Raw genomic sequence first — 18,870 nt, 5'->3', positions numbered from 1 at the left:
AAAATTGGGCGCCGATGCCCCCCGTCAGGGGGTGAAAGTTGCACGCCGAAACACAGGATTCTGGGTTCCTGGACACTTTTGGCATTCCCGATTGCCGACGATGCCTGTCGGGCGCAGAGGCCCGATGTCACTGTCAGGCGCTGTTGTTCCCCGCAGACACATAATACCGGTCGCCATAGCTGCCATAACCGCCATAGCCGTATTTCTTCAGCCCGGCCGGATCGACATTCGACAGCACAAGCCCCAGGATCGGCAGTTGCAGGCTTTCGAGCTGGTGCAATGCTTCCTGAACCTGTTCGCGTGTGGTGCTGTCCCATCGCACCACGAACAGGATACCGTCGGTCTGCTGGGCGATGATTTTCACGTCCGGCACCGCCAGAACCGGCGGGGTATCGATCAGGACCATGTCATAGGCCGCTTTGGCCTCAGCCAGAAGGGTCGCGAAAGCCGGGCGCGAGAAGAGGTCGGCCGCATTGGTCGGGCTCTTATCGCCGAAAATCACATCGCCGAGTCCGGTAACCGGACGGGCGGCTTCGGCCATGCTCAACTTGCCCTCCAGGATATCAACGATCCCGCCACCTTGCTGGGCAGTGTCTTCGGTGAAACTACCCAACATGCGCATGCGCACATCACCTTCGATCACCAGTACTTTTTTGCCCAGAGCAGTCAGGTTCTGCGCCAGGGCCACGGCAGTGGTCGTCTTGCCCTCACCCGGAACCGAGGAGGTCAGGGAGATGACCCGCGGCGGCGTGGCACTGGAGGAGAACAGCAGGGCAGTGCGCAGGTTGCGGATCGCCTCGGCCGGGGCCGAAGCCGGATTGCGCATCAGATAGTTGATGGTTTCCTTGCGGGTCTTCCCGGGGATCTTCGGCACCTGAGACAGCACGCTGCGCCCGGTCAGCTCCTCCAGCTCGTTCATCGAGCGGATGCGGTTCGCCATTATCTCGCGCAGAAGGACATGGCCTACACCGAGCATCAGCCCGAGCATCGCCGACAGGATCAGAATCAGCGACTTCCGCGGTGCAGCAGCAGCAGACGGGATCACCGCGCTGGAAAGAATGCGGCTATCGGCCTGGTTGATACCTTGCTGCGCGGCTGTTTCTTTCAACCGGGTCTGGAAATGTTCGTAAAGCAGGCGGCTGGCATCGGCATTGCGGATCAACTGAGCAAGCTGGGTCCATTCCGCCGATTGCCGGTCGAAATCCAGCACCATGCTCTTTTCCGCCTCAATCAGGGCCTGAACCTGCTCGGCCACCCGGGCCCGGTCGCGCTTCGGCTGATCCGCTGCCGGCTGGTCCGTTTCTAGGCGCGCGATCGCCTGATCCAGGTCACGCAATTGCTGCTCGCCCTGCTCGATACGCCGGCGCATATCCTTCAGCTGACGGTCCAGCGCCGCCAGCGTTTCTGCGTCGATCACACTGGTCATGCTGCGGAAAGCTCGCACCTCGGCATCGGCGGCCTCAAAAGCCGCCTTCTGATCGGCCACTTGCTGGGTCAGCCATGAGGTCGCCACCGTGGTCGCGTCGAACCGGACCTGCAACTGATCCTCGATATAGAGCATGGCAAGCGTATCAGCGATACGCGCCGATTTTTCCGGTGACGTGGTGGTGATGGCAATTTCAAAGACCAGACTATTCGGCACATTGCGAACCGCGACATGCTGAAGAAGGGCCGAGGTCACTGCATCGCGGAGCCGTTCCGGGCTATAGGCCTCGACCTCAGCGCCAGTCAGTCCCATACGCAGTCGGGTCACCAGGCCCGGATTTCTCAGCCGCTCATTGAATTCCGGATCTTCCGACAGATCAAGCGCGTCGACCACCCGCCCCAGCAGGCGGCGACTCTGAAGAACCTGAACTTCCGTATTGACCGTAGAATTGTCGGAGGTCAGCGCACCCAGCACGCTTTCAAGACCGACCCCGGCCGATTGCCTTGCCTCCAGCATGACGACCGAAGTTGCCCGATAGACCGGTGTGGCCAGAATATAGGCATATACGCCGCCCAGAAACACAGCCAGACCTGCGATCACGGCAATCGTGCGCCAACTGCGCCCCAGCACACGGAAGATCGACAGAAGGTCGATTTCGTCGTCACTGCGGCTTGAAAACCCCGCACGTTGTTCTGCTCTGGCCACGATCACGCCTCGTTCACTGAATCTCTGCGGGTCATCCCGCCACTCCGGCAGGCAGGCCCGCGAAGCTGCTTTCTCTTGCAATCGTTTGCGACCCATTCATTGCGTGGTCGCATTGTCGAGTGGCACTGCGATCAGGCTGGGCGAGATCTGGTCGATGACGCGGTTCCAGCGGGTGACTTTCTGCTCGGCCAAGAAGATCACGTCGTTGGGCTGCAGCTGCAGCCTTGTGGCGAGGATCAGCCCTGCCGCATTGCTGGCATCCAGATGCCACGCGGTGATCGCGCCGAATTCACGCGGGTCGAGCGAGCCGCGCAGCACATAGATCTGCTTGGGGTTGGCCGTTTTGACCGCAGGCCCGCCGCGATCGAACAGCGCATCTGCGAGGCTCGCCTTCTGCTCATAGGGCAACGGCCAGCGCCCGGGGCGGACCACCTCGCCGCTTAAATAGACATAGTCCCGCGCTTCGGCGCCATATTCGAGCCGGGATTCAAAGTTCGTGCGCTGCTCGGCCAGTTCGGCGCGACGGATCCCGATCTCGGTGTTCAGCGCAGTGATGGCCGCAGTGCGGCTGGACTGGCGCAGCTCGCTCAGGCGGATCTGTTCGGCGAAATAGGCTTCAGCCTGTTCGAGATCATAGCCGGTATCGACAAAGACGGAATCGCCGTCCAGCAGCCGGACCTTCTGCCAGGCCGCAGTGCGCAGGAAGCCCTCGACCGGGATTTCGTAAAGCGAACCCCCGCGATAGATCCGGATCACGGCGGAATCGCGGTCGCGTGTGGCGATGCCGCCTGCCGTGGCCAGCGCAGCATCCAGCGTCAGCGGTGTCAGGGTGATCGGTGCCACGCCGGGGCGCGTCACCGCGCCGCCGATCGACACCTTACGGGCGTTGAATTCGGCCACTTCCAGGCTGAAGCTGGGATCGATCTGCCGTTCGATCAGGCGCTGGAACAGAAGGGCTTCGGCGTCTTCCAGCGTCAGATCGGCAATCCGGACCCGGCCCACATCGGGAATTGCAATGGCGCCGTCATCCTGCACGGTATAGCCCTGACGGCGGTTTCCAGCCGCCAGCAGCCCGGTCAATTCGGCGGCTGTTGTAGCTGGTGTCTTGGTCGCCAGCAGAACCACATCCCCCACACCGATGCGGTAGGGCAATGCAGGCGGGGTGGGCGGAAGGTTCGGGTTCACGGTGGCGGGCCGGGTGCTCGGCTCATGCGCCGGGTTGGGCAGCGCGCCCACCCCCAGGCCCGACCCGGAGACCCCCGCCGTCGCGCGGAAGGCCGCAGGCAGGCCGCGCGGGCTTTGCCCCTGGGCATTGGCGGCAAGCAGCGTTTCGGCGGTCACGTCGATGACGCGGACCCTTGCGCCATCGACCACGCCCGGGCGGATCGAGGTGCTCTGATAGGCCACACCGCAGCCTGCAAGCAGCACGGCAAAACCAAGACATGTCAGATGACGCATGATCACTCCGGGAAAATCAGGGCAGATACAGGATCCGGAAACGACCGAGATCCTGACTGAATGTTTGTTCGGTTTGCAGAATGCGGCCGTTCAGAACCCAGTGGCGGTTCTCGATATTGCCGCGCGGGCTGTGGCAGGTCTCATCGACCCGCAGTGCCGTCACAAAATGCGCCACATCGGTCTGGACCTGCTCGGCGCCCACGGGCCGGATGTCACAGATATAAGAGCGGATGGCGAGATTATCCTCGCCATCCAGAAGACGGTGGACCCGCGGCACCTGGCCCGCCCGGCCCGAAGCGATCACGGCCGCTGCATTCCCATTATCGGCGGTCATCAGATCGAAACCAAGGCCCCTGGTGCCGATGATAAGGCCGTCACGTGTATAGAAGCGCACATTGTCCAGCGTGCGCCAGTTCAGCACACCGTCCCGCTCTTCTGCCAGCAAAAGCCGCGAGGCGCGGTCGACATCGAGCATCCAGACGATCATCTCCGGCGCGTGCGCTGCGGTCAGCGCCTCGATCTCGCCAATGCCCTGGGTCTCCATATCGGGCGTCACCACCCGGTCCAGCGCGCGCTGCATCAGCTGGCCGCCGCAGCCTGCCAGCAGGGTCAGCAGCCCGAAGAAAAGAAGGGAAGGGAGACGCATCATCGCCAGAACCGTCCCCAGCGGGCGCCCGAAGCGGCGTTGCGCTCATCCCGGGTCAGCTCGTAAAGCCGGTTTCGGACCGAAAGCCGTGCCCCGCCATCGCGCTGGATCGGACGGATCACCAGCCCGGCCTCGCGCTGTGCGGGCATACCGATGACCCAGTTCAGCGGCACGTTCAGGATGATGCCCTTGTCAAAGGCACCCTCGCCGAAATCATCAAAGCTGACATCGGTCAGGGTCATAAAGCCGCCAACCTCGAACCCGTTGCCGAAGCGGCGGATCACGGTCAGCGTGCCGCCCCAGTCTCCGGCCAGATAACGGCCCACATCCAGCTGGCCGGTGAAACCGTTGCCCATTTCCAGATAGCCCGAGACATGGCCGGTCAGCACTTCGTAGTCCTGAAAGCCGAAAAGCCCGTCGACATCCCGCTGCGCGGCATAGTTCAGCTCTACCCCAAGGGCATAGGGCCGGTCCACCGGCGCCCAGAGCAACTCCCCGGACACGCCACCGAACATCTGCTCGAACAGGCCGACCGTGGCACGGCTGTAGAGATTGCTGCCCGGCCGGCCGAAATATTCGGCCGTCAGCCAGGAAATTGCCGGATCATCATTCTGATAATAAAGGTAGAGATCCGAGCGGACATGCGGCAGGACCGAATCCGAACGGCGGGAGGCATCGCCAATATTGCCCGCCAGCTTCTGGCGGACCCCGCCCGAGATATAAAGCCCGCGCACCGGCATCCATTCTGCTGTCAGCTGGGCCCCGACATCCAGCCGCAGCGGGCTGTCGGGGTCAAAGAAGGCGGGCTGGCCATAGGGGCTGAGTCCCCAGGACAGGCGATCCTCGCGGTTCATGCGCGGATCGGGCAGGCCTGCCGCATCCTGCGGATTGGCCCGGACATAGGCCTGCCAGGCGCCGTCGGGCGCATATTCCAGCGTTTCCAGATCCTCGCGGCTCAGCCGCATCTCGCTGACTGGCAGGTCGCGGATATGACTGCGCAGGCGGATCTCGCGGATTTCGGGCGGCAAGGTGCGGCTGAGCACGCGGAAGCTGCGCCCCCAGGCCTGGGCGGTGACAGGCCAGCCGGTATTTGTGATTGCGACCACCGCAGTATCGCCCTCGATCATCACCCCGTCCAGCGTGACGCCCTGTGCCTTCAGCGCTGCGGCCAAGCTATCCTGTGCTGCCGCATCGGGCTGCGGCCCCCAGCTCGCGGCGGCAGCAGCCGATCCACGGCCGATGGCAGGGGGTGCGGCCTCATGTCCCGAGGGTGCAGGCGGGCGGGCCGGGTTCAGTGTGGAACTGAAGCTGAGCGCCAGAGTCGAGCCATAAAGGAGCGATGCGCCCAGGGTGCCCGTGTCGCCAAGCCGGTATTTAAGCCCGATATTGATCGGAGTCCGGTGGTCGAAGTCCATACGTTCGACCTCGGCCGTCATTGCATCCGAGGAGTATTCAAGCGACAGGGTCAGCTTTTCAGTCGCGCGCCAATCCAGGGCGAGGAAGGCTGCGGCATCGCCGCGGAAGAAGCGATCGACCTTGATTTTGCCGGTATCGGACATACCTTCCCGGCCCGGGCGTTCTTCGAAACGATCCGACAGGACTGCCAAGGGGTTGCGGAAGCTGCCATAGCTGCCGAAGCGGCCCCAACCCAGCCCGGCTGACACCAGCAGCCGGTCATCGGCCAGGTGTTTCGACGCAACGAGATATTCCGCGCCAAAAACCCCGGTGCCGCCGAAATCCTGCAACCCGAAGGCCAGGGACGGGCGCCAGCTGTCGGGATCCTCGGCCATGATCTGGTAGCGGAAATCAAAGCTGCGGTCATAAAGCGACAATCTGCCGCCGGACAGATAGTCCTCGAAATAGGAATAGCGGAACACGCCGGTGATGCGCGGGGTGATCTGGAACACAAGGTTGCTGCGGATGACACCGCCCGCATGATGGTTCAGTGAAACGGCCAGAGTCCCGTCCGGCAGGGCCTCGGCCGAAGGCATCTCTACATGGCCGGGTACACCGTAAAGCGACAGCCCGGGCACCGTATCTTCGGCCCGTGCTTTCGCGGCAGCAAGCAGCAGCGAAAGCCCGAGGGCCGCCATCCGTGTCCATGAGGCAAGAGGCACGCAGGCGGCTCCATTGTAGTTTTTCTGAAAACAGAACTTTGAAACCGGAGACACCACATACGCGGGCGGACCATAGAGCCACATCAGAAAAGACTCAACATGCGACAGCGCCAACGGTCAGCCGCCTGGCGCGCGCCAGGCCTGGGTCGATCACGGCACAGCTCATCCGCCCGGTGGCATAGGCCCCGGTATCCCGCGAGATACAGCCTGCCCATTGCTCCGCCTGCGCGGTCACCGCATGGTCACGGGCCACCCAAAGCCCGTCCGGGCGCAGCCGACACCCGAAATCGGGATGCCCCCGGAGCAGTGCACCTTCCTCCTGCTGGTCCTCGGTCCGGGCAGGATCCATGCCTGCATGTGCCGCCACCATATTGTCGCTGCGCCAGCACAGGGGCCGTGCCGTCAGCCAGACCCGCATCTCTGTGCCATGGGCCGTCGCCAGTCCGGCGATCCCGTCCTGTCCGGACAGGCCAAAGATGATCAGGGTCTCGTAGCCGCCATGCTTCAGCCACGAGGCCGCAAGGCATGCAGGTTCTGCCAGGGCCGCAGGAAACATCTCTTCATGATTGCCCATCAGGCAGACTGCCCCTGCGGCATGTTCGGCCCTGACCCTGGCCAGAACGGCGGCGCTGTCCGGTCCGCGGTCGATCATGTCACCAGCCAGACAGACCGCTTCCGCAGGCGCGGGCGGCGCTGTCACAGGTGCCACGAGCTGCGGCATCTTCCTGAAATCAGGGAGCAGGGCGGAAAATGCCATCGATCTTGCCTATCGCCCTGCCGGTCGGCCGCAGAGATCAGAGTCATGTGTCATCTCTCGGCATCCCGGGATGTTTCGGACGATTTCTGGCACCATGCGCCAGGTGAAAACCGGAAAATCGTTAATATTGCACTGCAGCATTTGCTGCGGGAGCAAAGAGACCTTAGCCGTCCCTAATGCACAGTCCTGTAAAATGCCAGTTCTCCGCGGCGGATTTTTTCCCGGCCGGCCAGGGAGCACATGGCAGGCAAGACCTTGATTCAACGGTCAAATGAACGTGATCGGGAAAACCATTCCCCTTCCCCGATCACGATGGGGCTCTCACCGCTGCACATATTCAGGCGAAAGCTGTATTTTTGTGCAAACGATGATCTGCAATCGCAAGATGAGACACACAAGACCAACTGTCCTTCGAATCGACATGCGCAGCAAAGGGCCGCGAATGTCGGTCACGGCACCGGTGGTCCTGCAACCACCGGCCAGGACCACCGCTCAGACGCTGTAATAGTCGCGATACCAGTCGACGAAGGCCCTCACCCCCTCGGGCACCCGGGTCTGCGGCGCATAGCCGGTCAGGCGCTGCAACAGGCTTGCATCGGCCCATGTCGCGGGCACATCGCCCGCCTGCATCGGCATCAGGTTGCGGGTCGCTGCCCTGCCCGTCGCCGCCTCGATCGCGGCGATAAAATCGGTCAGCTGCACCGCATCGGAATTGCCGATATTGACCACCCGGAACGGCGCCACAGGCGAGAGGCTGTCGCCTTCAGGCACGATGCCATCCGCAGGGCGCTCCGGCACCGCATCGATCAGCAGCCGGATCCCCTGGACCAGATCGTCGATATAGGTGAAGTCGCGCTTCATATCGCCGTGATTGTAGACGTCGATCGGGTCGCCGTTCAGGATCGCCCTGGTGAACTTGAACAGCGCCATGTCCGGGCGACCCCAGGGCCCATAGACCGTGAAGAAACGGAACATTGTCACCGGCAGGCCGAAGAGATGGGCATAGGAATGCGCCATCGATTCCGTGGCCTTCTTCGTCGCGGCATAGAAGGACATCTGGTGATCGGCCCGGTCGGTCTCGGCATAGGGCATCTTGGTATTGGCGCCGAAGGCCGAGGAGGTCGAGGCCAGCACCATATGCGCGGGCGGATGGGCACGGGCCGCCTCCAGCAGCTCGAACGTGCCGATCAGGTTGCTTTCCAGATAGGCACGCGGATTGTCGATCGAATAGCGCACCCCGGCCTGGGCGGCCAGATGCACCACCACATCGGGCTTGTGCCCGGCAAACATCGCCATCAGGAGGCCCGGCGCCTCGACCGCATCATTGACGATGGCAAAGCCCGGATCCTGCAGCAGGATGGCCTGGCGGCGCTGCTTCAGCGCGACATCGTAATAATCCGACAGATTGTCGAGGCCGATGACCTTAAAGCCGTCGGCCAGCAGGCGGCGGCAGAGGTGAAATCCGATGAATCCGGCCGCGCCGGTGACAAGGGCCGTGCGCATCAATCGGCTCCGAACAGATCGCGGGTGAAGACTTTCCCGGCCACATCCTCCAGATCGGCGGTGCGGCGGTTGGCAAGGATCAGGTCGGACGCGGCCTTGAAGGCGCCGAGATCGCGGATCACCCGGGATCCGAAGAAGCTGTCCTCGGTCAGGGCCGGCTCATAGACCACAACCTCGATCCCCTTGGCCTTGACGCGTTTCATGATGCCCTGGATCGAGCTCTGGCGGAAATTGTCCGAGCCGGCCTTCATCACCAGCCGATGCACGCCGACCACCCTGGGCCGTGCGGCGATGATCCGGTCCGCCAGGTAATCCTTGCGGGTGCGGTTGGCATCGACGATGGCGGCGATCAGGTTCTGCGGCACTTCGGAATAGTTCGCCAGGAGCTGCTTGGTATCCTTAGGCAGGCAATAGCCGCCATAGCCGAAGGAGGGGTTATTATAATGCGCCCCAATGCGCGGATCGAGGCAAACCCCTTCGATGATCTGGCGCGCATCCATGTCGCGCGACAGGGCATAGCTGTCCAGCTCGTTGAAGAAGGCCACCCGCATCGCGAGAAAGGTATTGGCAAAAAGCTTGATCGCCTCGGCTTCGGACGGGTCAGTGAACAGAAGCTCGACATCCTTCTTCACCGCCCCTTCCAGGAGCATCGCCGCAAAGGCCTCGGCCCGGGCCGAACGCTCTCCGACGATAATGCGGCTGGGATGCAGGTTGTCGTAAAGCGCGCGCCCCTCGCGCAGGAATTCGGGGCTGAAGATCACCTGATCCGTGTCAAGCCTGGCCCGGATCCGTTCGACAAAGCGGACCGGGATCGTCGATTTCACCACGATGGTGGCATCCCGGTTCACCGCGATCACCGCCGCGATCACCGCCTCGACGCTGGAGGTGTCGAAAGAGTTGGTCAGGCTGTCATAATTGGTGGGCGTCGCCACGATGACGAATGCGGCATCACGGTAAGCCGCAGCCCCATCGGTGGTGGCGGTCAGATCCAGCCCGCCCCTGGTCAGGAAGGCCTCGATCTCAGCGTCGGCAATGGGAGACCGCCCGGCCTTGACCTCGGCCACGCGCGAGGCCGAGACATCGACCGCCGTGACCTCATGGTGCTGCGCCAGCAGGACCGCATTGGAAAGACCAACATAACCCAAACCAGCAACTGCAATTTTCATGAAGACGGCTCCCGTGCTTCTTAAACATCGTCGGCTTCTGTCTAGGGAGCACTGTCGATTTCTGCAATGCAGAAACCGTTTCCCGCGAAGTGGAAAGAGACAACACACCTTTGACGTGTGTCTCGGTAAGGCTGCTGATAAGTGGAATCATCAGTCCGCGCAGGGTCGGAAAACAGGCTTTCGGCCTCGAATTTTCCAAAGGGCATTGTCTGGTTATTTTTCGCGGCTCATCTGAAACGCGTTTCGGGATCTCAGCCGGCCAGTTCATCAGTCATGCCGCATTCTTCCGCCCCAAACGTCACCGCATCTCTGCTATCTCATACCGGCATACCAGAGCTGACCTGTTCGGCCTCTGGAGCGGCATGACCATCATCTCCTCGACCGCAGGCAGAACCGTCACGCCCGGTTCGGATGACCGCCGCTACAAGTTGAACGTTGCGCCCGCCAGTGGGACAGGGCGAAGCGCTGTAAGTAGCCGCCGACTCCATGCGTAAAAGATGGAAGCGATCCGGATCACGAAACCGGCGTCCAACTGCGTGCAACCGAGCACGATACAAAGATGCGGGCCCGCATCTCTGATCACTATCCTGGCCAGCCGATTCTGAAAGCTGCCGCAATTTCAGGCCTGACAGCAGACCGCACCCGATCACCTACCCCAGGAGAAAGAGGGCTTGCACAAGGAGCGGCAAGCACAGAATAGTCGCAATTCTTGTTTCATTCGTGTCATGGCCTTGCTGCAAGCGCATAATAAACTTTGACGTGAAGTAAAAGTTAAGTTTACTAAACCCTGAGTAGTATGGCGACCGGATCGCCCTTTGTTTCCCGTGCGTACTTTGGTCCCCCTCAACTTATTCGCTTTGGCTCGGCCAGATACGGAAATAACATGAACGACGTCAGCAGTGCTGCCGCGGGCGCCACCGCCTCATCTTCCTTTTCGATCAGCCGCCGTATCTATCGTGCTGCGGGCAAGCGGGTCCTGGATATACTGATCATCCTTTGCCTGCTGCCGATAATTCTGCCGGTCATCCTGCTTCTTGCGCTGCTGGTGATGCGCGATGGCGGGGCACCGTTCTTCGGTCACCGCCGCATCGGTCGCAACGGAGAGGTTTTCCGTTGCTGGAAGATCCGGTCGATGGTGTCGGATTCGCAAGAGCGTTTGAGGGTTCATCTCGAGAACAACCCCGAAGCCCGGGCCGAATGGAATGCCAATTTTAAGCTGGACAATGATCCGCGCATCACCCGTTTTGGCAGGTTCCTGCGCAAATCCAGCCTCGATGAGCTGCCGCAGATCTGGAATATCCTGAAGGGTGAGATGAGCCTTGTCGGGCCGCGCCCCGTCACCGCCAAAGAGCTGGACCTCTATGGCGCGGCTGCCAGCCACTATATGTCAATGCGACCGGGTCTGACGGGGCTCTGGCAGGTCAGCGGCCGCAATGATGTCAGCTACAGCGAGCGTGTCGTTCTCGATGTCGCCTATGCCCGCAAGCACAATCTCATTATGGATATTCGGCTGATCCTGGCCACCGTCGCTGCAGTTTTGAACCGCACCGGCAAGTGAGCCTCCATTTGTACAGATTGGGTTCCGACACCACCGGGGATTGTTCATGTTTGGATCCGGTCGCAGGCATCCTGAACAGAGTGCCGGATGCCAATGTCATGCTCCTACGGAGAACCCTGTCAGAGCTGCTCGGTTGGTCACAGGTGATGCTGGCGGGATAAGGGGTTTCGGCAGGCAGTATTGCCTTGGCCACGGAACCGATCCCCGGGACGGAACGGTACCGGTGCCTCCAGGTCTCCGTCAGGCGGCGCATGGTGGCGGCAGGTTCCGGCCCTGCTACGGTGCTGCCTGATCCGGCGCATTGCTCTGTCTTGCCCGATCCGCAGCAGGGAATGGATCTCGGCTGAAGACAGGTTCATCACGATCCGCGCGGCCCTGGTATGGCGGGCGATCTCCTCGCCCCGGCAGCCGACAGTGCCACATGGATATCGTCCCGGAATCAGACAGCCTGATGATGATGCGCAACCGGCACCGGCCAATTGTCGGTCTCGCCGCGCAGGACCGCGCACTGACGTTCGCGGCATTGTTCCTCCAGCCAAAGGCTGAATGCATCCCAGATGGTCAACTCCGGCATCGGCACCATGACGTTGCGCCGCGACTTTCCCACCAGGCCTTCGACCCTGGCGAATATGCGGTTCAGTCGCCGGGCGCGGGAGTTGGCGGATGGCTTTCGCAATACGGCGGCCAGGGCTGCCAGGGGGATGCAACTGGTGCAGGCCACGACGCGGCAAACGGCAGGGCCAGACCCGCGGTCATTCCCGTTTGGTTTGCCTGGCCGAATAATTTGAGACATAAAGGATCGCAGCTGGATGTGAGAATGAGCATGGCCGATCCCGTCGAAGACCGTGAACTCGCCCGTCAGAGGTTGCGGCTCTGGGTCACGATGCTGAAATCGGTGCGCAGCATCGAGACCGAATTGCGCGACCGTCTGCGCAGCAGTTTCGACACCACGCTGCCCCGGTTCGATGTGCTCGCGGCGCTGTATGCCGCGCCGCAGGGGCTGAAGATGACGGATCTGTCGCAGCAGCTCATGGTATCGAATGGCAATGTCACCGGCATTGTGGATCGGCTGGTCGCGGATGGTATGGCGCTGCGGCAGAACGAAGAAACCGACCGCCGTGCCTTTCGCATCTCGCTGACCGAGGCCGGGCGCGCGAAAATGACGGGGATGCTGGCGCAACATCACAGCTGGATCGATGAGTTTTTCGCGGGAATCCCCGAACATGACCTCGCGCGGGGCATCGCGATCATGATGGACCTGCGCCACAGGGGCGGGCGCGAGGTCTGACATCGCGCCCGGGCGGCCAGATCTGAGCAGTCGTCTTTTGCACCAGAAGCGCCTGTACAGTAAATATTTCACCCGGCTATATAATTTAAGCTTGAAGTAGTTTGGTTGCATTTCGCATGATGGGCCTATGTTCATGACCGCGGAGACCGCCATGCCTGGTCCGACGACGCATACTGACGGCCTCACCAGTGACAATTGGCCGACCGAAGCCGATATGCTGGCCTTCCTTCCTGATGATTTCCCCTCTCCCGGACACCCAGTTGCGGCGGTCGGCCTGATGGAAAAGATGGTGAAAAAAGGCATTGCCGACCGGATCGCACTGGAAGGCACTGGCCGAAACCGCAGCTATGCCGCGCCGGTCATCCGGTCGATCCGGATCACCCGCGCTCCTGTTGAGAATTACGGCATGCTGTCCCTGAACCGGATCCTGATCCGGCCTCAACACACCGGTTCCGCTTGCGATATCCTGCTGGCGCCGGTGTTCGATGCCCGCCCAAGGCTGGCTGGTCGACCGCTGGACGGCTGTCAGGCTATGGTGGTCGATGACGAGATGACTGAAGTGCCGGGCGGCGGCTGCGCTCTTGCCGATGGCCGGCAGCGGAAATTCGTGAAGCAGGGCTGGACCCTGCCGGGTGATCCCTGCATCCAGGATGAGGCGGGTTATTTCCGCCTTGCCGCCCGGTCCGACGACAGGATCGCCTCGGCAGGCTATGCTGGCGCGGGGCCCGAACCGGAGGCCGTATTGTTCGCCCATCCGGACGTGCCGGATTGCGGTGTGATCGGGGCCACAGACTCTGAACAGGGCATCATCTTGCAGCCCCATTTCATGCTGCGCGATCGTGTTTTGCCGCGACCAGAGACCGCCAAAGTCCCGCCCAGGACTGTAAGCGGCAAGATCCGGCGCTCCGCACGGAAGCGCGCCGCTGAAACACCCCATTGAAAGGAGCACCGATGTGGTACCACATCTCTGACTGGAACGCGGTCTATGACAATGCGCCCAATATCCCGCGTGGCGCGGACTGGCCGGCTGTCTGGGTCGAACCGGCGGCGGCGTTTCGCGCGGACATGGCTGCGAAAGGCCTGCTGGAGGCGGATCTGAGCTACGGAACCGGCGCGCGGCAGGTCTTTGACCTGTTCCGCCCTGCCACCCATCCGAAGGGGCTCGTGATCTTTGTGCATGGTGGTTTCTGGATGGGGCTCGACAAGAGCTATTGGTCGCATCTTGCTGCCGGGCCGCTGGCGCAGGGCTATGCGGTCGCAATCCCGAGCTACACACTGGCGCCCGAGGCCAGGATCCGCACGATGACGCAGGAGATCGGCGCCGCGATCACGGCGGCTGCGGCAAAAATCGCCGGCCCCTTGCGGCTGGTGGGTCATTCGGCGGGCGGCCATCTGGTGACGCGGATGGTCTGCGAGGATACGCCGCTGGCGCCGGAGCTGCGCAAAAGGGTCGCGGCGGTGCTGTCGGTTTCAGGGCTGCATGACCTGCGGCCCATGCGCAATATCTGGCGCAATGCGACGCTTGCGATTGACGCGGCAGAGGCGGTCTCGGAAAGCCCGGCCTTGCAGGTGCCCCTGGCCGGGACACGGCTGACGGCCTGGGTGGGCGCGATGGAGACCTCGGAATTCCTGCGCCAGAATGCGCTGATTGCGAATATCTGGGCCGGGCTCGGCGTGGCCACAAGGGCGGTGGTCGAGCCAAATCGCCACCATTTCAATGTGACCGACGGGCTGGCGCAGCCGGATCATCCGCTGGTCGCGGCGCTGCTGGATCTGCCGGTCTGAGGGAGTGCTATTAGAAAAGCCCGGCCGCAAGGCCGGGCTTTCGCGTTTCGATCAGAGGCTTGCCACCGGCAGGCGCCGCTTTGCGCATAGCGTCATCAGCACGACGAAGAACAGCGCTTCGGCAATGACAAAAGCGGTGAAGGCCATCGGAAAACCGCCGCTGCCGCGAATGATCACCCCCATGATTGTGGGCGCGACAAAGCTCGACAGGATGCCGAAGACCTCGGCATAGCCGATCGCAGCCGAAGCCAGCGCAGGGGCGTAAGTATCCGAGATCAGTGCAAAGATCGCGCCGCCGCCGATCACGGCAATGCCGCTGATCGCCGCCATAAGGACCAGAACCGGGAAGGGCAGCGCCCAGAGCGTTGCGGCCAGAAACATCAGGCCGGTGAGGATCGCCATGATGACCGAGACACGGATCAGCTTCAGCTTGTCGCCTTTGTCGGCCATCAGTCCGCCGATCACCAGAAAGACCACCTGCGACAGGCCCATCAGCGTGCCGATCAGCGCGGCGCTGGCCTCGGGCATCGCCTGATGCGTGATAAAGGCCGGCACGACCCAGGTGGCCGTGCCCGCAATGGCAAAGGTGCAGGACGCGATGCCGAAACCCGCGATATAGACCCAGGGCTTGCGGAAGATCGAAGCGAGCTCCGGTTTATCGGGGTTTGGCGGCTCGCCAGACCATCTGAACCCGGTAAAGGCTGACCCAAGCGCCGCCGGGCCGGGTTTGGCAAACAAAAGCACCAGGCCCGCCGCGAGTGCGGTGCCGCAGGTCAGGATCGCAAAGAAATTGCGCCAGCCATAGCTGATGGTCAGCGGAATGCCGATGGCGAAATCCAGCGTGATCGCAAGGCTATAGGCCGCAAGGATCAGACCGACCACCAGCCCGCGCCGCGCCGGCGGGAACCAGGCCAGCAAAAGCTTCATCACCCCGATAAAGACGCCTGCATCGAAAAAGCCGATGATCAGCCGCAGGGTCAGCAATTGCCCGTAGCTTTGCACATAGATCTGCAGGCCCATGCCGATGGTGGTGCCGATCAGCCCGGTCAGCAGCATCGCCCGCGCCGACCAGTCGCGGCTGAGCGCCGACCAGACCACCATGCCAAGCCCATAGGTCAGCGCGAAAATGCCCTGGGCAAAGCCGGCCTGGGCCTCGTCCAGCCCGAGATCGGGCGAGAGGAAGGGCAGAACGGCGGCCAGACCATACCAGTCCGCCGCCAGCATGATCTCGCAAAACAGCCCGAGCGCCAGCACACCCCATTGCCAGCGCCTGATCCTTGCCTGATCAGGCGGGGCAAGATTGTCCCATGTTGTCATTTCATCAGTCCCTGTTGGTTTTTGTTTTTTCGCCGGATCCTGGCCGTCCCCCCTCCCGCCCCGGCGCGGGGGAGGGTGCCGGGGTCAGGCTCCGGCGGGCGGTGGCAGGAAGTGGATATTGTGCAATGCGGCCAGGCGCACCACTTCGACCGGGTCCGGCACCTGATGGATCGCCTCGAAGAGCGCGCGTAGATCACGGGTCGGGGCGACCCAGAACAGGCAGGTGGCTTCAGCGCCCGAGAGGTTGAAGATCCCATGCGGGATGCCGCGCGGCATCACCACCAGATCGCCGGGTCCGGCCTTTTGTTCGGTATCCCTGAGGCGGATGGTGTATTCGCCGCTCAGCACATAGACGAATTCATCCTGATCGGGATGGACATGGGGCGGAACGAAGGTGCCGGCGGGGAAAATCGCATGCCAGGCCATGCTGTCAGGCCCGGCCTGTTTCAGCGTATAGGTCTGGCCGAGAATGTTCCAGGACACGCCCTCCCAGGCGCCCGATTGCGCGGTGATGCCGCCGGGCATGGCGGCGGTGGCGCGGGCGAGGAAGCCGGTCACGAGGCCGGCGCTTTCAGGCGTTTCTTCCAGGACGAGGTGACCGGTCGCCGGGACCAGCGCAAGCTCGGTCCCGGGCAGCTGTGCGAGCCAGTCCTGCGCCTGGCCGGTCGGGCGCAAACGGTCTTCTGCCCCCCAGAGCAGCAGAACCGGCATCGTCAGACGCCAGAGCCTGCGCGCCAGATCCGGGTTCCCTTCGGGACAGGGTGCCGAGAGTTTCAGAAAGCCGCCAACCTCGCGCCCAAGGGCCGCATCGAAAGCCGGATCCTGCGCGGCGGGGAACAGCGGCAGGATCTTTGCCGGGTCATGTGCCAGATAGGCCGGCAGCTCGGGCGGGGTGATCGAGGTCATCGCCGGTGCGGGGGCGGCCTCGCTGATCAGACCGGCCGGTGCGATCAGCACGAGGCCCGAGACCCGCCCGGGCTGACGCACCGCGAATTCAGCCGCGATCCAGCCGCCAAGCGAAAAGCCCGCCAGCGCGAACTGCTCCATCTTCAGCGCGTCAAACAGCGCCATGTAATGGAAGACCATATCTTCGATGGTCGTGATCCCGGGCGCATCCTCGCTGAGGCCAAAGCCGGGATGGAAGGGGATCACCACGCGATGCGTGGCCGCCCAGTGGCGCGCGGCCTCGAACCCGGTAAAGGTGCCGGTGCCATGCAGAAAGACGAGATCGGGCCCTTGCCCGAGGGTCAGAACGGCGGTGCGGATGCCATTCACGACAAGATCCTGCCGGGCAAAACCGGCGATCTGATTTGAGAGCGGGTCAGACATGTCTGCTCCTGTGATAGTGGTGGGGCCGCGCCTCAGGCAGCGCAGCGGATTTCGCGCAAGGATGCAGCGAGCTGGGCCACGCCGGTTTCGAGCCGTTGTGCCAGTGCCCCGGTCGGGGCGCCGTCCGCGTCGAGTTCCGGCGCACAGGCATAGACCGCCGTGGGCATGGTCAGCGCCTCAAAGAAGCCAAAAAGCGGGCGCAGCTGATGTTCGACCACCAGCGCATGGCGCAATCCCCCGCCGCAGGCCGTGATCAGCACCGGGCGGCCTTTCAGGACACCCGGCGGGATCTGGTCGAAGAGATGCTTGAAGAGGCCCGGATAGCCGCCCTGAAACACCGGGCAGCCGATGATCAGCGCGGGCGCCGCCTCGATCCGCGCGATCAGAGCCTGGGCGTCAGCGCCCATCTCCTCGCGGCGAAAGGCGGCAATGCCGGGGCCGGCATCCAGCAGATCGCAGGTCTCGGCCCCGATCCCGTGTAACCGGTCCAGCCGGTCGACCGCCGCCTCTATGAGGCGGCGCGGGCTGGCGGGGCGCCAGCTTGTTGCGGAAAACGCGAGGACGGGGGGCACGTTATTTGCCCCCGTCTGCCACACCGAACACCGTCCAGGGCGCATTGGGATCGGTGGTGCCCATCAGCGCGCGGCCGCATTCCTCAAAGATCTGATCCGACATCAGGATATGCTGGGTGCCCGCGTGAATGTCGCGGTAAACCCGCTGCATGACCGTATTGTGCAGCGAGGCGCCGCGCGCCGCGCGATGGGCAAAGGTCGCGATGTCAGAGATCACATCATGGCTGTAGCGCAGGCAGAGCTTGATCATCGTCATCTGATGCTGGCTGAGCGGCTGTCCGGCCTCCAGCGTGTCAGAGGCGCTTTTCCAGGACTCCAGCACCAGCGCCCGCATGGCGCGGAACTTGGCCTCGTTCTGGGCGAACTGGAACCTGAAACTGGCGCTCTGGGCCGATGGGCCAAAGGCATCGCGGCGCGGGACGATGACCTTGATCAGCTCATCAAGCATCCGCCGCCCGGTGCCAAGCGCAAAGGAAGTATGGGCCCAGGCGCTGAAGCCGGCAAGCCCGATCGTACCCTGATGCGAGCCGCGCAAAGGCGCCTCGATATCAAAATCATAGACCATTTCATCGGGGACAAAGATTTCGGTCCCCTCTTTGACGGCGTAGTCAAAGCTGCCGGTGGCGCGCAGCCCCAGCACATCCCAGTTGCCCTTAAGTTCAATCGTGTCGCGCGGGTGATGGGCGATGATCACTTTCGGCCCGCCCGGGCCCATGATCATCTCGCCCGCCTCATCCACAAGGAAGGCGCCGGTATGGATCCAGTCGGCGTGCTGGATGCCGCTGCCATAGGCCCATTGGCCCCAGATCATGTAACCGCCATCGGTCTTGCGGGCGAAGCCGCGCGGCACGCCATTGCCGGCGATGGTGATATCAACACCCTTCGCGAAGACATGATCCACCCCGGCCTGGTCGATATAGACCGCCATGGTGGTGCCTTCCATATTGTTCACGCCGATATACCAGCCGGCGGAAGCATGGGCATAAGTGATCTTTTCATGGATCAGCATCGCATCGAAATGGCTGATCTCAGAGCCGCCGACCACGCGGGGATAGAGCATGGTGAAAAGCCCGGCCTTGCGCAATTCGGCCACGACCTCATCGGTCAGATGCCCAAGCCGTTCCGCGTCAGTCGATTGCGCCTCGATCATCGGCAAAAGCGCCTCGGCACGCGCCATCAGTTCTGTCGCGGTCGGCGGCGTGGCTGTCACATTGATATTCATCCGGTTCCCTCTCTGTAGCGC

Annotated in this window: 16 protein-coding genes; 4 read left to right on the top strand and 12 right to left on the bottom strand. The window is 62.8% G+C overall.

Features of this window, described 5'->3' with window-relative positions; translation table 11 throughout:
* Nucleotides 1–133 precede the first annotated feature (133 nt).
* The 7 genes from JC607_RS15215 to JC607_RS15185 form a co-directional block, all read right to left on the bottom strand.
* Nucleotides 134–2,131, bottom strand: coding sequence for a polysaccharide biosynthesis tyrosine autokinase (locus JC607_RS15215; protein WP_198837747.1), 1,998 nt, complete (start codon nt 2,129–2,131; stop codon nt 134–136).
* A gap of 96 nt (nt 2,132–2,227) precedes the next feature.
* Nucleotides 2,228–3,589 carry a polysaccharide biosynthesis/export family protein gene (locus JC607_RS15210; RefSeq protein ID WP_198837746.1) on the bottom strand — a complete coding sequence of 454 codons (1,362 nt, stop codon included), beginning with the start codon at nt 3,587–3,589 and terminating at the stop codon, nt 2,228–2,230.
* Nucleotides 3,590–3,605: 16 nt separating this feature from the next.
* Nucleotides 3,606–4,238, bottom strand: a complete 633-nt coding sequence (locus JC607_RS15205) for a YjbF family lipoprotein (RefSeq protein WP_198837745.1) — start codon at nt 4,236–4,238, stop codon at nt 3,606–3,608.
* Nucleotides 4,235–6,352 (bottom strand): YjbH domain-containing protein, encoded by a 2,118-nt coding sequence (locus tag JC607_RS15200; protein WP_198837744.1) that lies wholly within the window; start codon nt 6,350–6,352, stop codon nt 4,235–4,237. The genes JC607_RS15205 and JC607_RS15200 overlap by 4 nt, the downstream gene beginning before the upstream one ends.
* A 94-nt stretch (nt 6,353–6,446) precedes the next feature.
* Nucleotides 6,447–7,073: a metallophosphoesterase gene (locus JC607_RS15195; RefSeq protein WP_370584823.1), complete on the bottom strand. Its 627-nt coding sequence runs from the start codon at nt 7,071–7,073 to the stop codon at nt 6,447–6,449.
* Nucleotides 7,074–7,601: 528 nt separating this feature from the next.
* Complete coding sequence (locus tag JC607_RS15190) at nt 7,602–8,612, bottom strand: NAD-dependent epimerase/dehydratase family protein (protein ID WP_198837742.1); 1,011 nt, start codon at nt 8,610–8,612, stop codon at nt 7,602–7,604.
* Nucleotides 8,612–9,778 carry a nucleotide sugar dehydrogenase gene (locus JC607_RS15185; RefSeq protein WP_198837741.1) on the bottom strand — a complete coding sequence of 389 codons (1,167 nt, stop codon included), beginning with the start codon at nt 9,776–9,778 and terminating at the stop codon, nt 8,612–8,614. The genes JC607_RS15190 and JC607_RS15185 overlap by 1 nt, the downstream gene beginning before the upstream one ends.
* A 796-nt stretch (nt 9,779–10,574) precedes the next feature.
* On the opposite strand from JC607_RS15185, the gene JC607_RS15180 reads away from it, so the two are divergent.
* The gene (locus JC607_RS15180) at nt 10,575–11,336 is read left to right on the top strand and encodes a sugar transferase (RefSeq protein WP_233092928.1); all 762 of its coding nucleotides are present in this window, start codon (nt 10,575–10,577) and stop codon (nt 11,334–11,336) included.
* Nucleotides 11,337–11,775: 439 nt separating this feature from the next.
* Here JC607_RS15180 and JC607_RS15175 read toward each other — a convergent pair whose 3' ends face one another.
* The gene (locus tag JC607_RS15175) at nt 11,776–12,057 is read right to left on the bottom strand and encodes a hypothetical protein (RefSeq protein ID WP_198837758.1); all 282 of its coding nucleotides are present in this window, start codon (nt 12,055–12,057) and stop codon (nt 11,776–11,778) included.
* Nucleotides 12,058–12,153: 96 nt separating this feature from the next.
* Between JC607_RS15175 and JC607_RS15170 the strand changes: the two genes are divergently transcribed.
* The 3 genes from JC607_RS15170 (at nt 12,154) to JC607_RS15160 (ending at nt 14,409) form a co-directional block, all read left to right on the top strand.
* Nucleotides 12,154–12,624, top strand: coding sequence for a MarR family winged helix-turn-helix transcriptional regulator (locus JC607_RS15170; RefSeq protein WP_198837740.1), 471 nt, complete (start codon nt 12,154–12,156; stop codon nt 12,622–12,624).
* Between the two features lie 127 nt (nt 12,625–12,751).
* Complete coding sequence (locus JC607_RS15165) at nt 12,752–13,564, top strand: hypothetical protein (protein WP_198837739.1); 813 nt, start codon at nt 12,752–12,754, stop codon at nt 13,562–13,564.
* 11 nt (nt 13,565–13,575) lie between these two features.
* A complete protein-coding gene (locus JC607_RS15160; protein ID WP_198837738.1) occupies nt 13,576–14,409 on the top strand; it encodes an alpha/beta hydrolase in 834 nt (277 codons plus the stop codon).
* A 51-nt stretch (nt 14,410–14,460) separates the two neighbouring features.
* On the opposite strand, the gene JC607_RS15155 is transcribed toward JC607_RS15160, so the two are convergent.
* From JC607_RS15155 to JC607_RS15140, 4 genes are all read right to left on the bottom strand, one after another.
* Nucleotides 14,461–15,726, bottom strand: coding sequence for a nitrate/nitrite transporter (locus JC607_RS15155; RefSeq protein ID WP_198837737.1), 1,266 nt, complete (start codon nt 15,724–15,726; stop codon nt 14,461–14,463).
* An 84-nt stretch (nt 15,727–15,810) separates the two neighbouring features.
* Nucleotides 15,811–17,055 carry an alpha/beta fold hydrolase gene (locus tag JC607_RS26080; protein WP_198837736.1) on the bottom strand — a complete coding sequence of 415 codons (1,245 nt, stop codon included), beginning with the start codon at nt 17,053–17,055 and terminating at the stop codon, nt 15,811–15,813.
* Nucleotides 17,056–17,087: 32 nt separating this feature from the next.
* A complete protein-coding gene (locus tag JC607_RS15145; protein ID WP_370584820.1) occupies nt 17,088–17,627 on the bottom strand; it encodes an NAD(P)H-dependent oxidoreductase in 540 nt (179 codons plus the stop codon).
* A 1-nt stretch (nt 17,628) separates the two neighbouring features.
* Nucleotides 17,629–18,849: an acyl-CoA dehydrogenase family protein gene (locus JC607_RS15140; protein WP_198837734.1), complete on the bottom strand. Its 1,221-nt coding sequence runs from the start codon at nt 18,847–18,849 to the stop codon at nt 17,629–17,631.
* Between the last annotated feature and the right edge of the window lie 21 nt (nt 18,850–18,870).

The organism is Paracoccus sp. IB05, from assembly GCF_016405985.1.
Taxonomy (GTDB): domain Bacteria; phylum Pseudomonadota; class Alphaproteobacteria; order Rhodobacterales; family Rhodobacteraceae; genus Pseudogemmobacter.
The sequence above is the reverse complement of the archived record's forward strand: the minus strand, read 5'-3'. Positions and strand labels throughout refer to the sequence as shown.